Genomic DNA, 16,346 nt, shown 5'->3' on the forward strand with positions numbered 1-16,346 from the left:
TTTCGCGATCGCTTTTTTAAGATCGTCGATAGATTTGATGCTGGTGTCGGCTTTCAGTTTGTCGATGCGCGCGAGTTCAGCAGCGGCAGATGGTTTTACCGGTGCTTTCTTTGCTGTATCGCCTTTGGGCGCTTCCTTTTTGCCAGCTCCAGCGGCGCAATGCCGAACAGGATGCGGTCCAGCGCCTCCGTGTAATAAGGCCTGCGGTTCGCACTGATGGTCATTCCTTTGGGGAAAGACAGGGAATCTTTCAACGGATCGTAAATAGTTATGCTGGGTGTGCCGGCAACGTTTTTACGCCGATGACGGCGCCTTTGTCCGATTTATATTTTTCGTCTTTCACCATTTTCAGGAGGGTAAAGCCGTCGCCCTGCTCCGTCCAGCCCAGTGATTTATAAGATGCCTTGTCATTGTCCAGCACAGCGGTGCTGCGGTTGGCCACGGTGTAAAGGTATACACCGTTGCCCGCCTGTCCGGCCGCGTCGATCGTATACGCCAGCAGGTTGCCTGCTTTGTTGAAGCTATATTCGCTCACGTTACCAATGTTCTGGCTTTTGCCGGACGAGAGTTCCACGATCAGCAGATCACTGCCAGCGGGCGCATCCGGGCCGCCACGCTCTTTCGCCATGGATAATGCAATATGTGTAGCCGCTTTACCATTGAAGTTGGTGCCTGCTACCTTTTCGTACGTTGTTTTTTTGCGGGTCGCTAATTCCACGATGTGCAGCTTTTCATACAAAGGTTTGCCCGGCGCTTTTGCCGCGGCGCGCTTTTCTTTAAAGGTCGGCGCCTCTTTGTAAGCGAGCCATTTGCCATCTTCCGAAAAAAAAGAAGGGCGCGGGTGAGTTGGGACTACCCAGCGCGTATTGCTGCTGCGCGGTATCTTTCACTGCTTTTACGAACAATTCGCCCTCACCTTCACGCGCAGTCAGGGCGTAGGCCACCCATTTGCCGTCGGGCGACATCATTACAGCATTGGGACTAAACGACCGCCAGGCGGGGATGTCTTTCCAGGTGATCGCTCTCGGGGATTGGGCAGTATCGGCCTTGGATTGGGCCATAACCGACAATTGCGCCAGCAGTGCCAGCGCAAGGGTAATGGTAAATTTTTTCATCATAAATAGATTAGATAATGCGGTTGGATGTTAGCATATTCACTGAAGATAATTAAATATATCCGTTCTGGTATAGAAAGATAGGCGCCATGCCGCACACAGCGCCGATCATGGAGGCTACTGCATCCATAAATTCATAGTGGCCGTGGCCAGTATACAGCGAATACAATTCAAACCCGTAACTGATCACGAAGGATGCTACAAAAGCAGCTATGGTGGCTAATAAGGCGCCCGGGAGCAGCCAGCCGGCCCCCATCTGCAGTACGGCCCCCATCGCAATGCCTACATAAAAATGCCTCCATTTATCCGGTGCTATCTTCAAGTTTTTTCTTTTCAGGTGGAAGAAGTAAGACCCGCAAAATAAGAATTCACGGTTTTTTTACGCTATTTTCAACCCAGCTTATTTTTATCAAGATTATGAAAAGAACAATCTCCACGCTCATGTTATGCCTGGTATGCGTGCTGGGCGCAGTGGCGGCCAAGGCGCCTGCCCGTCAGTACTACCAGATCAAAATTTATCACCTTAAAACCGCCGCGCAGCAACAACGGGTAACCGCGTTCCTGAAAGATGCCTGGCTCCCGGCCCTGCACCGCGCCGGCATTCCACAGGTAGGTGTGTTTACGCCGGTGACGCAGGATACGGCAGACCTTCGGGTATATGTATTGATGCCTTTCCGCGACCTCGATCAGTTTTCCAAGCTGGAAAGCAAGCTGGCGGCCGACAAAACCTTCCAGGCAGATGGAAAGGAGTATCTCGACGCAGTATACAACAACACGCCCTTTGCCCGGCTCGAAAGCATCTTCCTGCGGGCGTTTGAAGGTATGCCCATGCTCGCAGCGCCGCAGCTGACTTCGCCCAAAAGCGAAAGAGTGTATGAATTGCGCAGCTACGAAGGGCCTACGGAAAAATACTTCCGCAATAAAGTGCAGATGTTTAACCAGGGAGATGAAATCGGCATCTTCAAAAAACTGGGATTCAATGCGGTGTTTTATGGCGAGGTGATTGCCGGCAGCCATATGCCGAATCTCATGTACATGACAACTTTTAACAACAACGAAGAGCGCGAGGCGCACTGGAAAGCGTTCGGCGCAGACCCTGACTGGAAAAAACTGTCGGGCATCGAGTCTTACAAAAACAACGTATCACATATCGATAAATTCCTGCTGCGGCCGGAAAGTTTCTCCGATCTGTAAAAGAACAAAGCCGGGCAGAGGCCCGGCTTTTGTGTCTGTTAATAGCTGCCGCATTTATCGCGGCTCATATCTTTGTCTTCAAAACTAACGACGTTGTTATAGGCGATGCTGATTTTTCGCTAACTCAGTGTTATCCGTCGCATAGCTGCCACCACCTCTCCTGTGGCCAACGATAACTGGAAACGCACCACCGGTCATTCACCTGCATCAATTGCGCAATTTCCCGGCTGCTTAACCCGCGCAGGTAACGGTGTTCAAACATCAGCCACCGCCTTGGCGGCATCAGGGCCGGAATATTATACCGGTGTAACTGCCGGAACAGGAGCGGAATGGTTTCAAGATCCGGTCGAGGATCATGATAGGTTCGCGGGTATCGGCGATGTAGCGTTCCAATTTGATGGCGGCGCGTTCACAACTGCGCAGGTGACTGATCGCTTTCCATCGGGCGGCATTACGGAAAAAGCCCAGCCTGTTGCCGATCGCGGCATACTGCGGCGTGTCAAAAATGCGCACCATCAATAACATTACGTCCTGGGTTACGTCGTCTACATCACAATGATCAAAACCTAAAATTCTTTTTACCGCATGGCGTACAATGGGATGGATTTTCTCATAGGCTTCGCTAAACGAATCTCCGCTACCCACCTGGTCGAAAACTTTGGGCATAGCTAGCTTTTTATAGTTAAGGCTTTTAGAGGTGGCTTATTTCGGGTAATAGTGAAATAAAAAAGTGATGGTTTGGGATACTGATATATACGGGAATTGTTAATGCACGGATTCAAACATTTGCATAAATATTTATTTAATGTATAGAAGATATGTAGATGAAAGCAATAAAAAAGAGCATTGTAAGCAGGCGCCGTGATGAATTATCCCTAACCATTCACTTTTAACCTGATACAATGCCCGTAAATTGGAGTCAGAAGGAGCCCTCCCTTGGGGGAATCTGCAGCCACTTTTCTCAAAATGCGGCTGATGGTTTCATTATAACTGTCGACCAGGCGGCGAACAGTGTTATAGTTTGTTGAAAATATTTTAAAGACGGTATACTTTGAAGCCGCTGATCTCCTGCCTCGACCAGGTACTCCGGAACCCAAAGTAACCCGGTCCGGCTATCCGTTTGTCCCTGAGGTAAAACACCCGTTCGCCATCTACCCAAAAGCTGGTTTTCCCCTTTCGCACTTCAATGGCTATATGGTAAGTAACGTTTGCCCGCAGCAAATGCGCACTATCGTTCCGGGAAGCCAACAGCGTTTTGCGACCGGTGCCATCGTAATACCGGAACCGGGTGGTGCTGTTGTAATTGCCGCCCATACCCACGTACAGCAGCCGCAGCGAATCGTACTCCTCGAATACCCCGCCGCGGGTAAACAGGCTGGGATGGCGGGGATCGCTGGCCAGCCAGAATTGGTTGAGGTCGGAGATTCGGTCGTTTTCACCGCCGGCCATCACTACAGTGCGGTCGTATTCGATGCGGTAGTTGCCCGCCAGTGGTTGCTTAAACCACACCGTTACCCCACCACGGGTGTCCAATATCAATTTACCATTGCCGGAAAATACCCTGGATTGGCCTTCCGAAGCTACCTCTGCCACCCAATTGGCTGTATCTATGGGCGCAGTAAATTCATCGGCATACAAAAATTTTTTTTTCGTTGTTGTGCTGCTGATGTTAGTATTACGAATTGTAGTAAAAAAATAAAAGTTGTTTCATGATGCTTTCCCAAACGGATGATATAATAATGTAACTTTGTGCTGTGCAGATGACTAACCCTATTTTGTGGAACGATTTCCACTCCGAAAGTAACAGACCGGCCATATTGAACGCACATTATGTAAGTTTTACCCAAAGAAATTACCACTTTCAGAAGTGGCTCCAATTTTGTACTTATTTAAGTAAAGTGAATGGTTAATATAGTTTCAGTTTTTAAAAACCTTATTTTTTTATGCAAACATTGAATGTCCCCGGTCAGGCTCAGACCATTAAGCCAGTTGGCAGAAAATTAGCAGTTGTAACGGTAAATGTGTCCGGGACAAACAGTGTTGGTACCACCGAAAAGTTCGCAACTGAAGCCTTTAATTCCCACGTTTCAGAAAAAACAAGGGTTTCCCCGCGGAAACCGGCGCGCAGAAGAGGTTATAGCGGCCTTTAACTGTCGTATTTGATATAAAATATAAAGAAGCAGGACGAACTTACCATCGTCCTGCTTTTTATTTATGGCGCCTGCAGGTACTCCAACATAAATACAGCCGTTAATCCCCATTGTGCTACAGCATTGGTTGATACGCCTTCGGCTTCATCCACCGGGTTTAATACGGTGGGCGGTTGAAGCTTTTTACTGCGGGCAACGCATTGCGCAGATCGCCTGGCGCCACCCGGAACTCCTGCCAGGCGCGAGCTGCCAGCTTCGGATCTTTTTACGGTTGGCGGCGAAGGCCGTCAGCCGGGCATGTCCCTGCCGCAGGTTTAATTTCCCAAGGCTGCGGCCGAGAACGGCCTGCTGTTCTTCCCCACTTGCGTTGTAGAGTTCACAGTATTGCAGCCAGGCCTTTTCGAAAGCCGGCATTTTCACCACGTCGATCAATTCCAGGCATATTTCCGGCAGACCGAAGGCTGCGCTCAGGTGCGATACAGAAAAGGCTTTGCTGACTGGAACTTGCCGGTGGCCAGGTCCATCTGCGAACCGCCAGTAAAAAAGCCATTGGGTTGGGCGGCGATGGTCTGCATGCTGTTCAGCAACCTGTCCTTCGCTGTTTTGCTGCCAAAGCGTTCCCACTCCGTAAGCCAGGCGGCCGCCAGTGAACCCCAGTCCGTGCCGAACGATACCGTGGCCGCGCCGCCGTCCGGGTTGCCTTCGGGTGCGCCGATCTTACGTCCGGGTACAATGTCGCGAAGGGTTTTAGCGGCATCTACCTGCTCGCGCATCAGTTCGCCCACGCGCTCGTCGGCGGTGAGGTAATAGTAAAAGCGGCGGTTGGTGGCAGTGCTGATGCGCAGTTGTTTGGCGCTGCAGCCCCAGTGCTGCACATTGTGCCGCGACCCCAACGGTGCAAAACGCCCGAGGTGATGCACGTCCACTTCGCCGGTATGCCGGGTCATCGCCTCTGCCATGCGGAATACATCCGCGCGGCCGCTGCGCAGGAAATAATACCAGAGCCACATATCGGTGCTCAGCTCGGAATTGTCCCAGGCAAAGCCGCCTACGTCGTAGCGCCATACGTGCCGGTCCTCATCGTAACTGTGCATCACGTCGCCATAGTTCCAGAAGCCGTACCAGTGGCGCTGTTCCACCTGGCTATGATAATAGTTGAAGAAGAAGTCGAGTTCTTTTTCCACCTGCTGCGTTTTTGCAGACGGGGCAGGGGGTAAACTCCAGCAGCTGCCAAACACGCCCGCCTTGCGCCAGTGTTCCGGCGAAAAGCTGAGCATGGCCGGTGTTTGAATTGCATTGGCGATAGCCGCCAGTTCCGTGTTGGAGGGGTGGTGGCCAGTACGTGCAGTTGTAGCTCGCTGGTGCGGGCCACACCCATGGCAGTACCAAAGCCGGGTTCGTAATCTTCATACGTGATTTCCAATCCCTCGCGCTGTTTGGCAAAAGTATCCTGCCCCATGCCATCATGGTAAAAGCGCAGGTCCATGGCAGGGGCGGAGGGCGCCCACAACCAGGCGGTCAGTTCACCGGCAGCACTGCCGGCATTCCGGATATCCAGCTGAGCCGGATAGCTTTGCCAGAAGTTGCGGATACCAATAGCCAACCCGCCTTTAGGCGTGCCCAGGTAGGCCAGTCCGGCCGAACGTTTGCCGGCATCCGACTGCACCCAGCCAAACCCTCTACGCGTGCGTTTCTGAATGCTGAATCCATTTGCCGATGTTTGCGCCAGCGTATAATCGCCGAACACCGGTATATAATCCATCCTGTTTTTAACGGCGTCCGGAAAGGTGGAAGCGTCGGGTGTTGGTTCGCCTGCCACCTGTGCCTGGCGAACAGCTTTGCCCGGGTCGCGGCGAAGGCCTGTAAGCCCCTGTATTGCTTCCGCAAAAATGCCATTGTTTTCGCCGGCAAATCGTACGTAGCGGTTATAGGCCGCAGCTTCCAGCGGAACGGAGAAGCGGATGCCGAGGCCGCTGATGAAGTCTTTTTCTTCGTCGCCATCGAATACGATGGTATGCATGACGCGGATGGCGGCACTCTGTCGGTAAAAATAGCAGCGCAAGACGAAAGGCAGCCAGCTGCGGTTTTTATGTTGATGTTTACCTTCAATTTTTACGACAGCCCGCAATGGGCCGTTCTGTTCCAGTACTATCTTTTCTATCTGCCCTTCAAAATCTTCCCGGACAACGGTATCGCTATCCGGATCGCTGCTGCGTTGTAATACGAGTTTGCCGTCTACGGCAACGTTGCGCCCGGCAGTAGAAAGCTGCCTGATTAAAACAATGCCCGATTTCGCAAACTCGCATTGTATAACGCCCGTGTCTACACGAATCACTTCCGCGGTCTCGTACGCTAGCGAACGTGGCGCGGCGGCAGGTTTCCCGGGTTTCAGGATAAACTTGTCGCTCATGCCGGCCGGGGCGTACATAGCGTGTGCGCTCCATTTCAGGGAGCCGTCGGGCCACCAGGCGAGCGGCCAGCTTTGTTGCGGAATAACTTTACCCGCGCCATCTTCTAAAATGAATTCGTCTTTTTAATTACCCCGCGCGGCCATGGAACGCCCCAGGTTACACCGGCGCCGGTAGCAGGAGCCGTACCATCGAGCCAGTGCAAAGGAACTGCAGGGACGGCAGACGCGGTAAATGCATTGGCGCCGAAGGCGGATACTACCGGAAGTCCGGCCGACAGTACCAGCGAATTTTTTACGAATGCGCGGCGGGATAAAGGATTCTGTTTTTCCATCCTCTTTACATTTTTTTATATCAGGCTGATGTGGAATCTTAGCGGGTATCGTTTAAATGTAGTCGAAAAGGCAGATAAATCAAAGCTTCGGACCCGAAAAAGTGTCAATGCTACAATCATTAATACCGGCGGATGTGTATCTTCAGTCTAAAAATAAAGAGATGGAAACGCCGGAACAATCGCTGTACGCCACGGCCGATAAATTGAGGACTTATATGCAGACCCGTAAGCCGGAGAAAGTGCCGGAAGAATTCAATCAACTGATGCTGGCTGATTTTTTCGTGTATAATCTGAACCAGGGCGGGTTTGCGCAGCTGCTTTATAATTCCGGCGGACAATACCTCGCCGAAATGGAAGACCTGCTACTGGCCTCGGAAGCGCCTGTTACGCACAGTTTTTACCTGCGCGCCATCGAATGTTGCACGAAAGATATTCCGCGCTACCACGCGTTCCTGGAAAGTGATTATATGTCCGACAATGAACTGAAAAATGAATTGCAGCTGATCAGCATTGAATATTTTCAGTCGGGTACCGCGTTTATGCAGGAAGCCGGCCAGTATGTGGGTAAATTGGCGTACGATTTGTCCTGTTACCTCGATCGTCCATAACTAAAATCAAATTGATATGAGCAGCCCTTTTCTCGGACTGCGCACGGTAATTTACCGCGTGGCCGAAATGACAAAAGCCAAAGAATGGTATAGCCTCGTCTTTAATACCCAACCTTATTTCGATGAACCTTTTTACATCGGCTTCAATATCGGTGGTTACGAACTGGGGCTGCAACCCGCGCCGGCAGATGAAGAAACCCTGGCGCAGGGCGGTGTGGAAACGTATTGGGGCGTTCCGGACATCGATGAAGCCTATAATAAACTGATTAATCACGGCGCTATACCTTACGATCCGCCACGCGATGTGGGCGGCGACATTATGGTAGCCATGGTGAAAGATCCTTGGGGAAACATCCTCGGTATTATATATAATCCACATTTTAAAGTGGAATAAGCGGGGTGTTTTACCACCCCGTTTTTATATCTGCTTTTAAATCGCTCAAAATAGAATACAGGCCGAAGTAAGTACGGTTCACGTACAGCGAATGCCTGCTGCCGCGCGCCACCTTGGAGTCGCGTACCTCTTTCAGGTTATAGAGATAATCCATGTACGCGTAGATTTCCGTAAAGTACGCCTCGTCGCCGAAGTCAAACCGGTCAACGGTAAACGGCAATGTAAGCAGCGAAATCATTTTCTGGAAAAGTCCGGAGAAGAATTCAATTTCTTTCTCGGAGTCACTCGGGTGAATCATTTCCAGGTTGGTGTAAATTTCGCGGCGGCGCTGCTCGTCCTTCAACACTTCCTGATTGGTCAGCAGGAAATAGTTAACATAAAAATCCTCCGGAATCTCCTTCACGCAGCCGAAATCGAAAATGCCCACGGTACCGTCTTCACGCAGTAAAAAGTTACCCGGATGCGGATCGGCATGCACCTTCCGCAGTTTATGCATCTGGAACTGGTAAAAATCCCACAGCGCCTGGCCTATTCTATTCCGCACATCCTGTGTAGGATTAGTTTCCAGGAACTCCTTCAGGTGTTTGCCCTGCAGCCAGTCCATGGTAATAATACGGTCCGACGACATGTTCGCATAATACCTGGGGAACACGAGGTTGGGGATATGTGCGCATAACTCGGATAGTTCCACGGAGCGCCGGAGTTCCAGTTTGTAATCCGTTTCTTCCAGCAGCTTCGTTTCAATCTCCTCAAAATACTTGTCCATGTCCACCTCGTTCATGCCCACAATGCGCACGGCAAAGGGTTTCACGATGCGAAGGTCAGACTTCACACTGTTGGCCACGCCGGGGTACTGGATTTTCACTGCCAGTTGTTTCCCGTCTTTCGATGCCTTGTGTACCTGCCCGATAGAGGCGGCATTGCTGGCTTTCATGTCGAAAGCGTCGTACAGTTGCGCGGGTGTTTTGCCCAGCGTTTTTACGAAAGTGTTCACCACCAGCGGTCCCGAAAGTGGAGGGGCGCTGTACTGCGACATGGTAAACTTTTCGGTGTACGCCTTGGGCAGCATGCCCTTGTCCATACTCAGCATCTGCGCCACTTTAAGCGCACTGCCTTTCAGGTTACTGAGCGTTTCGTAATAATATCTTCCGCATTGTCCTGGTGCAGCTCTTCTTTGGTGGTAGAGGGATCCAGCAGTTTACGGGTATAGTGTTTAATATAGTTGGTGCCCACCTTTAAACCAGTGGTCACGAATTTCCCCGCCCTTTCCACTTTACCGGTAGGGATATTATTTTGTTCCTTCATCACATTCACTATTTGCGGGTCAGCATGAATTTTCCGAAGTCGATCAGACTGTCGAGCGTGTTGCTGCGAATAAGCTGGAAGCTCAGGTTCACGGCCTTTTCAATGGCGGCGTCCGTCATTTCGAAGCGTTCGCTGGTATCTTTCACCCAATAACGGAGCACAAATAAGGCCTGCAGCCAGAAGCCGTGCACATATTGGTCAGACACGTACTTTCTTTCTTTTATTTGTTGATGCAGATAACCTTCTTTAATCACGTCCGATGCATACTCATAAAAAGCATGGCGGAATGTTTCCAGCTGCCGCAGTTCCGAGCCCGGTACCACGAAGCGGCTTTTTTGCAGCAGGATGTAGGAGCGATGGGCTTTGAGGTCCTGCACCCACATAAAGTAAAACGCGAGCAGTTTCTCCTGTGCGTCGTATTGCTGGTAAGTTTCGTCGGGCTGTAATTTAGCCAGGGATTCCTGGAAAATGCCCAGCCATATATCGTTTTCGAGGGCGTCGAAAGAGCTGTAACGCTCGTAAAAATCAGCTTCCGTAATGTTCAGGGGCTGACAGAAGGCATATACCGAAACGGGTTGTTTGCCGTTTTCGAGCCAGTATTGTTCGTACGCTTTTCGGATGTCACTTTTCTCCATGGTAGATGCGGTTTTAGAATGAACGGGTACGGGATTTTGGGCCAAATTTCTAATACTATACAAATTTACGGACTAGCGGGTCAAGTAGCGCAGGCGGGGGCAGGAATTGCTGGAAAGGGCTGTTAAAGTATTGTCAAAGTACGTATGTGGTGAATATCATATCAGATTCCCCCAAATTTCGCCAATGTTCGCCATGCACTATTCGTGCACTCCTCAAGCACTATGCATGCACTGTTCGTGCACTGTTCAAGCACTCCCCAAGCACTATGAGTTATAAGAGCATGATTATCAATGCCTCCAAAACGGGGTAAAATTGGGCTAAAAGTATGGGTCTGGTATTATTTTACCTTATTCACGGGTAACTGGCCGGTTATTATCCCCCAGTCCGATAATTGCTGCAGCAAACCTTCCATCGACCTGCCAAGCGGCGTTAGCTCATATTCCACCCGCGGCGGCACCTCCGGGAACACGAAGCGCTCGATCAGTCCATGTTCCTCCAGCTCACGAAGCTGGGCGCTGAGCATGCGCTCCGATATCTGTTGAATCGTTTTCTTTAATTCACTATACCGCATCCGGCCGCGAAGCAGCGCCCAAAGTATGGCGGGCTTCCAGCGACCGCCGATTAACGACAGTGTAAAAGCCATCCCGCAGCTGGCATTTATTTCTTTTTATTGAAGGAATTGGTGGAAGTGGCTTTGGGTGGCATTACTTACATTTTTGTGCGTTCCGGATAATTTTTGCTGGTCTTGTAAAGGTACGCGCACCCGTCTACTTTTGAAAAAAAATGACAGGAAATGGATTTCAGAATTATCGTACACTACGCTGCCCTGGCTTATTTTAGCTATATTTTTGGTTATGCGGGATTATTTAAAGTGATTCAAAAAACATCGATGATGAACAGTATGCAGTCGCTGGGTTTTAACAGGGCGTGGACGCTGGTCATCGGCTATGCGGAAGTGTTGGGGGTGTTGGGCATCGTGGCGGGATTATTTATACCACACCTGAAAAATGCATCGGTACTATATTTGTGGCCCTTTGCCATTGCGGCTTTCGCCACGCATATGGCGCACCATGAATTTTCGCACTATTTTAATTCGCTGGCGGTGACGGTATTGCCGGTGTTGATACTTTGTTCGGACAGGCACTTCAGGTTATCGCTGTAACCGGCAATTCGGCCCGCTAATTTTGCAGTTGATTCGCGCTGTATTTTGCGCCACGGTGCCCACGGCCGAATTTTGTTCATTATGGAAAATGAGCGTTATAATCTTTTAACCAACTACATAAAGGCCTGCGGGCCATGTTGTATCATCTTGCGGCACTGATACAGCAAACCGATTTTTGCCGCGATGAACAGGTGGCGCCGGTGTTGACGGGCATTGAGGCATTGCTGCAACGTTTGCGTAAACACAACGAGCTGGAAGACCGCTTTGTATTGCCGGCAATAAAGTCGTTTCATCCACATTTATCGGCCGATTTTTTACAGGAACATGAAACCGCGGAGGCGCAGCAGTCGGATCTTTCGGCCTTGCTGGCAGCATGGCGTATTGCACGCGATGATGCCGCGCGTATGCGGGCGGGACAACGCATCTTATACACCTTCAATGAACTGATTGCCTTCACGCTTTATCATCAGAATAAAGAAGAAAGTGTATTGAATAAATCGTTGTGGGCGCATTATCCCGATGCGTCGATCGTGCAATTGGAAACAGCGATGTTCAGCGCGTTGTCGCCGGGTTGTTTGCTGGAAGAAAGCCGCTGGATGTTGCGTGCGTTAAACGACGCGGAGGTAATCACCGGATGAGCGGCATCCGTAATAATGCCCCTCATGAAGTGTTTAACGCATTTATGGGACTAACGGAACAGGAATTACCCTACCATCGCTGGCGCGCGGTACAAACCGCCTTGTCGGACGGAATGTTGGTCGCCTGATGGATCAAGGCATCTAAATCTGATGTAAAAGGAGGGACGCATGCCCCTCCTTCTTTTTGGTTTTTCGGGAGGATTACTGGAAAAGCGTCATCGCCGGGAAATAGTACCCTTTGTATTCAATCAGTTTATCGGTAGCCGCCGTTTCCGGGTTTACGAACATCAGCTGGTTAAACGCCGCCGCTGTACCAAAACCATTGAGGCTGGTTACGATCAGTTGTTTCAGTTTGGTATCGTACGCAATCGCGCGGTACAAAATTTTACCGGGGTAAGTAGCGAATGTTGCCGGAGCGGCGCCGCCGATCGTGTATTTAAAGATCTCGTTACCATCCTGGCCGTAAGCCTTCATTTTTACAAGGTAGATGGCGTTGTTATCCGGTGAATAAGCAATAGAACCTTTCTGCCATGCACCCCACGAAGCATACGCCGTGAATGGCAGCGTAGTATTGGTGGTGTCGAGGGTCGTAGGATGGATGCTTACCAGTTTGGTACCGCCGGCAGCCCATATCCTGCCATCATTCGATTTTACAAAACCGATGTTGATGCCGGTAATATTTTTAGCCACGCTGTAGTCGGAAGCGTTCAGGATCATAAGTCCCTTGGTGGAACTGATCACGTACACATAGTTACCGTTTACCAGGATGTCGCCGGTTTGGCCGGTAACATCGGCTACGGTGGTGCCCAGCGTGTTGGTGCTGAGGTCGAAGCGGTACAGGCCGCTGTTGGCGGTCATCAGGCCACGCGTAGCGTCCACCCCGGCAAAGGCACGGCCATCAGAAGGCAGGTCGGCGATCTGGGCCACTTCTTTCAAACTGTATGCATCAACCACCGCCAGGTTGGCGCGGCCGGCATAACCTTGTTTGGAGATGAGGTACATCTTCCCATTGTGAATATGACCGTACTGCGTAGTGTTACCCAGGTCCAGGCCCGGATTAGCGCGTTTGTTGGCCCATGTTTGTACGGTGTCGGCGCCGTAAGGGTAAAACGTAACGCTGCCCGCTTCGTGGCCAAACCAACCTTCGTTGATCAGGAAGAAACCATTTTCATAAGTGCCGTTAACAAACAGCTCATAAACGGCGGAATCGATTTTACCCTGGTTGTCCGCTTTAAATACTACGCGGTAGTCGCCACGGGTTTCGGGTGTAAAAGAAAACCTGTTTTCGGTGGTGGTTTGCGCCTGGCCGTTTACCGTCCAGCTGTAAGTCAGTTTGGACCAGTCGCCATTAATTTGTGTGGTCGGTTTAAATACGATGGTTTCACCCACGGTCACCGTTTCCGGGATGTCGCCTGCTACCACGGTTGGGGTGGGAACAGGAGCGTCTTCCTTTTACAGGATACCATGGCGGTTAATCCCGCGAAAAGAAGCGCTAAATGTAGTTTTTGTTTCATATAAGGGTATTTGTTTTTACCTGTTATGACAACGAAAACCAGTAAACAGCCAATGCTGATAAAGCACAGGCGGTACCGGGCCCTAAGGCCGGGAATGGAAACGAATATGATGTGACTACCGCTGATGGCGCCTGCATTCATTGCTTTTCTCCCGAAAACGTCGAATGATAATGTACCTGGCAGGTCTTCTGGCTCTCCTGCTTTTCCTGACGCCTTCCCGCCCCGATATCGTTCGGGACAGTGGCAGTAGCAAGTCGGAAAAACGTACCCATCTGTCGATGGGTGCAGGATTACAGCTACGGGGATAGCTCCGGTATTGCACCGGATTCCCTTTTAATGCAACTCCCCGGAGGGGAGCAACAACCAAATGCGGCTGCAAACTTAAGGAAAACTGGAAGATAAAATTTCCGCCTTGCGTAAGTCGTTTTCCGGATTCGATTAATTCTCCAGTGTTTTAGCGCAGACCTTTGCAGGTATACATGCCTTATAACTACAGATGAAAGCTACATTACTCTCGACCATTCTTTTACTGATAACGCTCGCAGCAGCGGCGCAAACCGGCACTATCAAGGGCCGCGTACTTACTTCCGACGGAAAACCCGCAGCCTTCGTAACCGTTGGCCTGGAGGGCAGCAAGATCGGCGCTATCACCGGCGAAAACGGCACTTACCAGCTCGAACGCATCAAACCAGGCTCTTATACGGTGAAAGTAACGGCCGTGGGTGTATTGCCGCAGGAGAAATCCGTGAATGTGGTAGCCGGGCAGGTAATTAATGTGGATGACATACAACTGGAAGAATCTGCCTCCCGCCTGAGCGAAGTGGTGGTAGCCGGCGAACGCAACGCGTATAAATCGAATGATGTGTCCAACACGCTCCGCATCAAACCGCTATCCCGGAAACACCGCAGAACATCCAGGTGATGAGCAACAGGCTGCTGGCCGATCAGCAGATTACCGACATGCTCGAAGGGGTAACCCGTAACGTCAGCGGCATGAGCCGTGGTGAGCACTGGGACAACTACGCCAGGATTTACATGCGCGGTTCCAATATTCCTGCTTTCCGTAACGGTATGAACGTTTCGATGCCCTTCGGTCCGCTGACGGAAGATATGTCGATGGTAGAGCGCATCGAAGTAATTAAAGGCCCTGCCGGCTTCATGGCCTCCAGCGGCGAGCCTGGCGGGATGTATAATGTGGTTACTAAAAAGCCGACCGGTGTGAACAAAGGTGAAGTAAGCCTCACACTTGGCAGCTATGATCTTTACCGTGCCACCCTAGACCTCGATGGTAAATTGAACAAATCCGGTACCCTGCTCGGCCGCATCAACGTGATGGGGCAGAACAAAAACTCCTTCCGGGACCTGGACTATAATAACCGTTACTCCATTGCTCCTGTGCTGTCCTACAAGTTAGATGACCGTACCACGCTGACCGCCGAGTACAATTTCCAGTATGTGAAAGCACAGATGATTGGCGCCAATTACCAGTTTTCCCGCAACGGATGGGCCGATCCTAAAATTCCGCGCGGGCAGACGACTTCAGCGCCCAGCCTCGAGCCTACCAAAACCAACGACCACAACCTGTTCCTGAACCTGAACCACCAGATCAACAAAGACTGGAGTGTAACCGCACAGGTGCTGTTCGAAGATTATAAACAACGTGGCGCGAGCGCCTGGCCGGTTGTGCCACCGGATGCCGCCGGCTTCATGCAGCGCGGTATCTCTATCTGGGACACCGACGCCCGCAACAAACTCGGCCAGATCTTCATCAATGGGGAAGTTAAAACCGGGCCGGTAGTACATCGCCTGCTGGGTGGCATCGATGTCGGTGATAAAGAGCAGTATGCCGACTATGGCGCTTATGCCAACGTGGACACTTCCGCCAGCTTTAATATTTACGCACCGGTATACACTGCTACCGCCAACCCGCCCGCCTTTGACCACAGCCTGCCTGTGAGCGAGCGCACCGGCGATCCTAACCGCTATGTTGACCAGAACTTCCAGTCTTATAAGTCTGTTTTTGTACAGGATGAGCTGCGCTTCTGGCAGGAAAAAATCCGTTTGACCCTGGCCGGCCGTTATACTTACTCGGTAGATCGGAATGTGAATCCATACGCCAATACGGCTATTGAGTCTAAGAAATTCTCTCCCCGCGTAGGTTTGAGCGTTTCGGTAGATAGGAATACGGCTGTGTACGGCCTGTTCGACCAGTCGTTTATTCCAACACCGGGGTACGATCACCAGAAGGAGCGCCCGTTCATTCCGGTAACCGGTAACAACTATGAAGTAGGTATTAAGAGAGATTGGTTTGATGGTCGCTGGAGAAGCACTGTTGCCGCCTACACGATCCTGCGTAACAACGTAGCTACGGCCGATCCTCAGAACCCCACGCAGTGGCAGGTGCAGCTGGGGCAAACCAAAACCCGCGGGGTGGAAGTGGATATCACCGGTCAGCTGGCCCGCGGCTGGACCTGACGGCGAACTACGCCTTCACCGAATCACAGATCTCCAAAGATGAAACCAAGAGCAATATTGGCCAGATGACGCCGGGTACGATTAAAAACCTGGCGAACGCATGGCTGTCTTACCGCCTTATCGAAACCAAACTCAAAGGTGTAGGCATTTCCCTTGGCGCGCAATACCAGGGCGGCCGTTATGCATGGTATTCCTTTAGCGGCGAAACGCCGTTGGAGGATTATTTCCGCATGGATGGCGCTATTTCTTACCAGGGACCAAAATACACCATCAGCTTTAACGTAAATAACCTGCTGGATAAATATCTTTACAGCGGTTCTACCTTACTGGACGGTAACAGCCAGGCGTATTACTTCTGGATTCCCGAAGCGCCGCGCAACTTCCGTCTTAATGTAGCATACAGGTTCTGATAT

At 51.0% G+C, this 16,346-nt stretch carries 21 protein-coding genes, 2 pseudogenes and 1 riboswitch; of the genes and pseudogenes, 9 read left to right on the forward strand and 14 right to left on the reverse strand.

Annotation, left to right across the window (positions count from 1 at the left end; genetic code table 11):
* Window positions 1–95 precede the first annotated feature (95 nt).
* The 4 genes from MKQ70_RS34695 to MKQ70_RS34710 are packed head-to-tail and all read right to left on the reverse strand — an operon-like array spanning window position 96 to window position 1,437.
* Window positions 96–254 (reverse strand): hypothetical protein, encoded by a 159-nt coding sequence (locus tag MKQ70_RS34695; protein WP_248079905.1) that lies wholly within the window; start codon window positions 252–254, stop codon window positions 96–98.
* Between the two features lie 14 nt (window positions 255–268).
* Window positions 269–718 (reverse strand): hypothetical protein, encoded by a 450-nt coding sequence (locus tag MKQ70_RS34700; RefSeq protein WP_248079908.1) that lies wholly within the window; start codon window positions 716–718, stop codon window positions 269–271.
* Window positions 719–776: 58 nt separating this feature from the next.
* Entirely contained in the window at window positions 777–1,118 is a 342-nt protein-coding gene (locus tag MKQ70_RS34705; protein WP_248079911.1) for a hypothetical protein, read from the reverse strand.
* A 49-nt stretch (window positions 1,119–1,167) separates the two neighbouring features.
* Complete coding sequence (locus MKQ70_RS34710; protein ID WP_248079913.1) at window positions 1,168–1,437, reverse strand: hypothetical protein; 270 nt, start codon at window positions 1,435–1,437, stop codon at window positions 1,168–1,170.
* Window positions 1,438–1,532: 95 nt separating this feature from the next.
* Here MKQ70_RS34710 and MKQ70_RS34715 point away from each other — a divergent pair, with 95 nt between their 5' ends.
* Complete coding sequence (locus MKQ70_RS34715; protein WP_248079915.1) at window positions 1,533–2,309, forward strand: NIPSNAP family protein; 777 nt, start codon at window positions 1,533–1,535, stop codon at window positions 2,307–2,309.
* A gap of 282 nt (window positions 2,310–2,591) precedes the next feature.
* Here the strand turns inward: MKQ70_RS34715 and MKQ70_RS34720 are convergent, their stop codons facing one another.
* The 5 genes and pseudogenes from MKQ70_RS34720 to MKQ70_RS34740 form a co-directional block, all read right to left on the reverse strand.
* Window positions 2,592–2,975, reverse strand: a complete 384-nt coding sequence (locus MKQ70_RS34720; protein WP_248079918.1) for an RNA polymerase sigma factor — start codon at window positions 2,973–2,975, stop codon at window positions 2,592–2,594.
* 369 nt (window positions 2,976–3,344) lie between these two features.
* Window positions 3,345–3,947: a DUF6250 domain-containing protein gene (locus tag MKQ70_RS34725; protein WP_248079920.1), complete on the reverse strand. Its 603-nt coding sequence runs from the start codon at window positions 3,945–3,947 to the stop codon at window positions 3,345–3,347.
* Window positions 3,948–4,521: 574 nt separating this feature from the next.
* Complete coding sequence (locus MKQ70_RS43070) at window positions 4,522–4,611, reverse strand: hypothetical protein (RefSeq protein WP_372490059.1); 90 nt, start codon at window positions 4,609–4,611, stop codon at window positions 4,522–4,524.
* A gap of 31 nt (window positions 4,612–4,642) precedes the next feature.
* Window positions 4,643–5,736: pseudogene (locus tag MKQ70_RS40535) on the reverse strand (exo-rhamnogalacturonan lyase family protein).
* Window positions 5,737–5,786: 50 nt separating this feature from the next.
* Window positions 5,787–7,201 (reverse strand): annotated as a pseudogene (locus tag MKQ70_RS34740) (exo-rhamnogalacturonan lyase family protein); the annotation flags it as partial.
* Window positions 7,202–7,308: 107 nt separating this feature from the next.
* Here MKQ70_RS34740 and MKQ70_RS34750 point away from each other — a divergent pair.
* Together MKQ70_RS34750 and MKQ70_RS34755 are read left to right on the forward strand one after the other, a co-directional pair.
* Complete coding sequence (locus tag MKQ70_RS34750) at window positions 7,309–7,809, forward strand: DMP19 family protein (RefSeq protein WP_248079928.1); 501 nt, start codon at window positions 7,309–7,311, stop codon at window positions 7,807–7,809.
* Between the two features lie 16 nt (window positions 7,810–7,825).
* A complete protein-coding gene (locus MKQ70_RS34755) occupies window positions 7,826–8,203 on the forward strand; it encodes a VOC family protein (RefSeq protein ID WP_248079930.1) in 378 nt (125 codons plus the stop codon).
* Between the two features lie 10 nt (window positions 8,204–8,213).
* Here MKQ70_RS34755 and MKQ70_RS34760 read toward each other — a convergent pair whose 3' ends face one another.
* From MKQ70_RS34760 to MKQ70_RS34775, 4 genes are all read right to left on the reverse strand, one after another.
* Window positions 8,214–9,293, reverse strand: a complete 1,080-nt coding sequence (locus tag MKQ70_RS34760; RefSeq protein WP_248079932.1) for an ABC1 kinase family protein — start codon at window positions 9,291–9,293, stop codon at window positions 8,214–8,216.
* Between the two features lie 26 nt (window positions 9,294–9,319).
* Window positions 9,320–9,511 carry a hypothetical protein gene (locus MKQ70_RS34765; protein ID WP_248079934.1) on the reverse strand — a complete coding sequence of 64 codons (192 nt, stop codon included), beginning with the start codon at window positions 9,509–9,511 and terminating at the stop codon, window positions 9,320–9,322.
* Window positions 9,512–9,516: 5 nt separating this feature from the next.
* The gene (locus tag MKQ70_RS34770; protein WP_248079936.1) at window positions 9,517–10,143 is read right to left on the reverse strand and encodes a TetR/AcrR family transcriptional regulator; all 627 of its coding nucleotides are present in this window, start codon (window positions 10,141–10,143) and stop codon (window positions 9,517–9,519) included.
* Between the two features lie 338 nt (window positions 10,144–10,481).
* Window positions 10,482–10,787, reverse strand: a complete 306-nt coding sequence (locus MKQ70_RS34775; RefSeq protein ID WP_248079938.1) for a winged helix-turn-helix transcriptional regulator — start codon at window positions 10,785–10,787, stop codon at window positions 10,482–10,484.
* A 150-nt stretch (window positions 10,788–10,937) separates the two neighbouring features.
* On the opposite strand from MKQ70_RS34775, the gene MKQ70_RS34780 reads away from it, so the two are divergent.
* The 3 genes from MKQ70_RS34780 (at window position 10,938) to MKQ70_RS40540 (ending at window position 12,072) form a co-directional block, all read left to right on the forward strand.
* Window positions 10,938–11,306: a DoxX family protein gene (locus MKQ70_RS34780; protein WP_248079940.1), complete on the forward strand. Its 369-nt coding sequence runs from the start codon at window positions 10,938–10,940 to the stop codon at window positions 11,304–11,306.
* Between the two features lie 134 nt (window positions 11,307–11,440).
* A complete protein-coding gene (locus MKQ70_RS34785) occupies window positions 11,441–11,944 on the forward strand; it encodes a hemerythrin domain-containing protein (protein ID WP_248079942.1) in 504 nt (167 codons plus the stop codon).
* Window positions 11,941–12,072 (forward strand): hypothetical protein, encoded by a 132-nt coding sequence (locus MKQ70_RS40540; RefSeq protein WP_282456958.1) that lies wholly within the window; start codon window positions 11,941–11,943, stop codon window positions 12,070–12,072. The genes MKQ70_RS34785 and MKQ70_RS40540 overlap by 4 nt, the downstream gene beginning before the upstream one ends.
* Window positions 12,073–12,145: 73 nt before the next feature.
* Here the strand turns inward: MKQ70_RS40540 and MKQ70_RS41765 are convergent, their stop codons facing one another.
* Window positions 12,146–13,366 carry a DUF5074 domain-containing protein gene (locus MKQ70_RS41765; RefSeq protein WP_248079944.1) on the reverse strand — a complete coding sequence of 407 codons (1,221 nt, stop codon included), beginning with the start codon at window positions 13,364–13,366 and terminating at the stop codon, window positions 12,146–12,148.
* A gap of 253 nt (window positions 13,367–13,619) precedes the next feature.
* Window positions 13,620–13,841, reverse strand: a riboswitch (cobalamin riboswitch).
* 113 nt (window positions 13,842–13,954) lie between these two features.
* On the opposite strand from MKQ70_RS41765, the gene MKQ70_RS34795 reads away from it, so the two are divergent.
* From MKQ70_RS34795 to MKQ70_RS43075, 3 genes are all read left to right on the forward strand, one after another.
* A complete protein-coding gene (locus MKQ70_RS34795) occupies window positions 13,955–14,380 on the forward strand; it encodes a carboxypeptidase-like regulatory domain-containing protein (protein ID WP_248079946.1) in 426 nt (141 codons plus the stop codon).
* A complete protein-coding gene (locus MKQ70_RS34800) occupies window positions 14,380–15,933 on the forward strand; it encodes a TonB-dependent siderophore receptor (protein WP_372490060.1) in 1,554 nt (517 codons plus the stop codon). Before MKQ70_RS34795 ends, MKQ70_RS34800 begins: the two co-directional genes overlap by 1 nt.
* A 65-nt stretch (window positions 15,934–15,998) precedes the next feature.
* A complete protein-coding gene (locus MKQ70_RS43075) occupies window positions 15,999–16,343 on the forward strand; it encodes a hypothetical protein (RefSeq protein ID WP_372490061.1) in 345 nt (114 codons plus the stop codon).
* The last annotated feature ends 3 nt before the right edge of the window (window positions 16,344–16,346 follow it).

Source organism: Chitinophaga sedimenti, from assembly GCF_023156195.1.
Taxonomy (GTDB): domain Bacteria; phylum Bacteroidota; class Bacteroidia; order Chitinophagales; family Chitinophagaceae; genus Chitinophaga; species Chitinophaga sedimenti.

Excerpts from the sequence above, each read along its gene's own strand:
- MKQ70_RS34800 (WP_372490060.1), top strand. The coding sequence starts at position 14,380 with ATGAGCAACAGGCTGCTGGCCGATCAGCAGATTACCGACATGCTCGAA.
- MKQ70_RS34750 (WP_248079928.1), top strand. The coding sequence starts at position 7,309 with ATGCTACAATCATTAATACCGGCGGATGTGTATCTTCAGTCTAAAAAT.
- MKQ70_RS34780 (WP_248079940.1), top strand. The coding sequence starts at position 10,938 with ATGGATTTCAGAATTATCGTACACTACGCTGCCCTGGCTTATTTTAGC.
- MKQ70_RS34705 (WP_248079911.1), bottom strand. The coding sequence starts at position 1,118 with ATGATGAAAAAATTTACCATTACCCTTGCGCTGGCACTGCTGGCGCAA.
- MKQ70_RS34775 (WP_248079938.1), bottom strand. The coding sequence starts at position 10,787 with ATGGCTTTTACACTGTCGTTAATCGGCGGTCGCTGGAAGCCCGCCATA.
- MKQ70_RS34785 (WP_248079942.1), top strand. The coding sequence starts at position 11,441 with ATGTTGTATCATCTTGCGGCACTGATACAGCAAACCGATTTTTGCCGC.
- MKQ70_RS40540 (WP_282456958.1), top strand. The coding sequence starts at position 11,941 with ATGAGCGGCATCCGTAATAATGCCCCTCATGAAGTGTTTAACGCATTT.
- MKQ70_RS34770 (WP_248079936.1), bottom strand. The coding sequence starts at position 10,143 with ATGGAGAAAAGTGACATCCGAAAAGCGTACGAACAATACTGGCTCGAA.
- MKQ70_RS43075 (WP_372490061.1), top strand. The coding sequence starts at position 15,999 with ATGACGCCGGGTACGATTAAAAACCTGGCGAACGCATGGCTGTCTTAC.
- MKQ70_RS34760 (WP_248079932.1), bottom strand. The coding sequence starts at position 9,293 with ATGCTGAGTATGGACAAGGGCATGCTGCCCAAGGCGTACACCGAAAAG.
- MKQ70_RS34755 (WP_248079930.1), top strand. The coding sequence starts at position 7,826 with ATGAGCAGCCCTTTTCTCGGACTGCGCACGGTAATTTACCGCGTGGCC.
- MKQ70_RS34720 (WP_248079918.1), bottom strand. The coding sequence starts at position 2,975 with ATGCCCAAAGTTTTCGACCAGGTGGGTAGCGGAGATTCGTTTAGCGAA.
- MKQ70_RS34715 (WP_248079915.1), top strand. The coding sequence starts at position 1,533 with ATGAAAAGAACAATCTCCACGCTCATGTTATGCCTGGTATGCGTGCTG.
- MKQ70_RS34795 (WP_248079946.1), top strand. The coding sequence starts at position 13,955 with ATGAAAGCTACATTACTCTCGACCATTCTTTTACTGATAACGCTCGCA.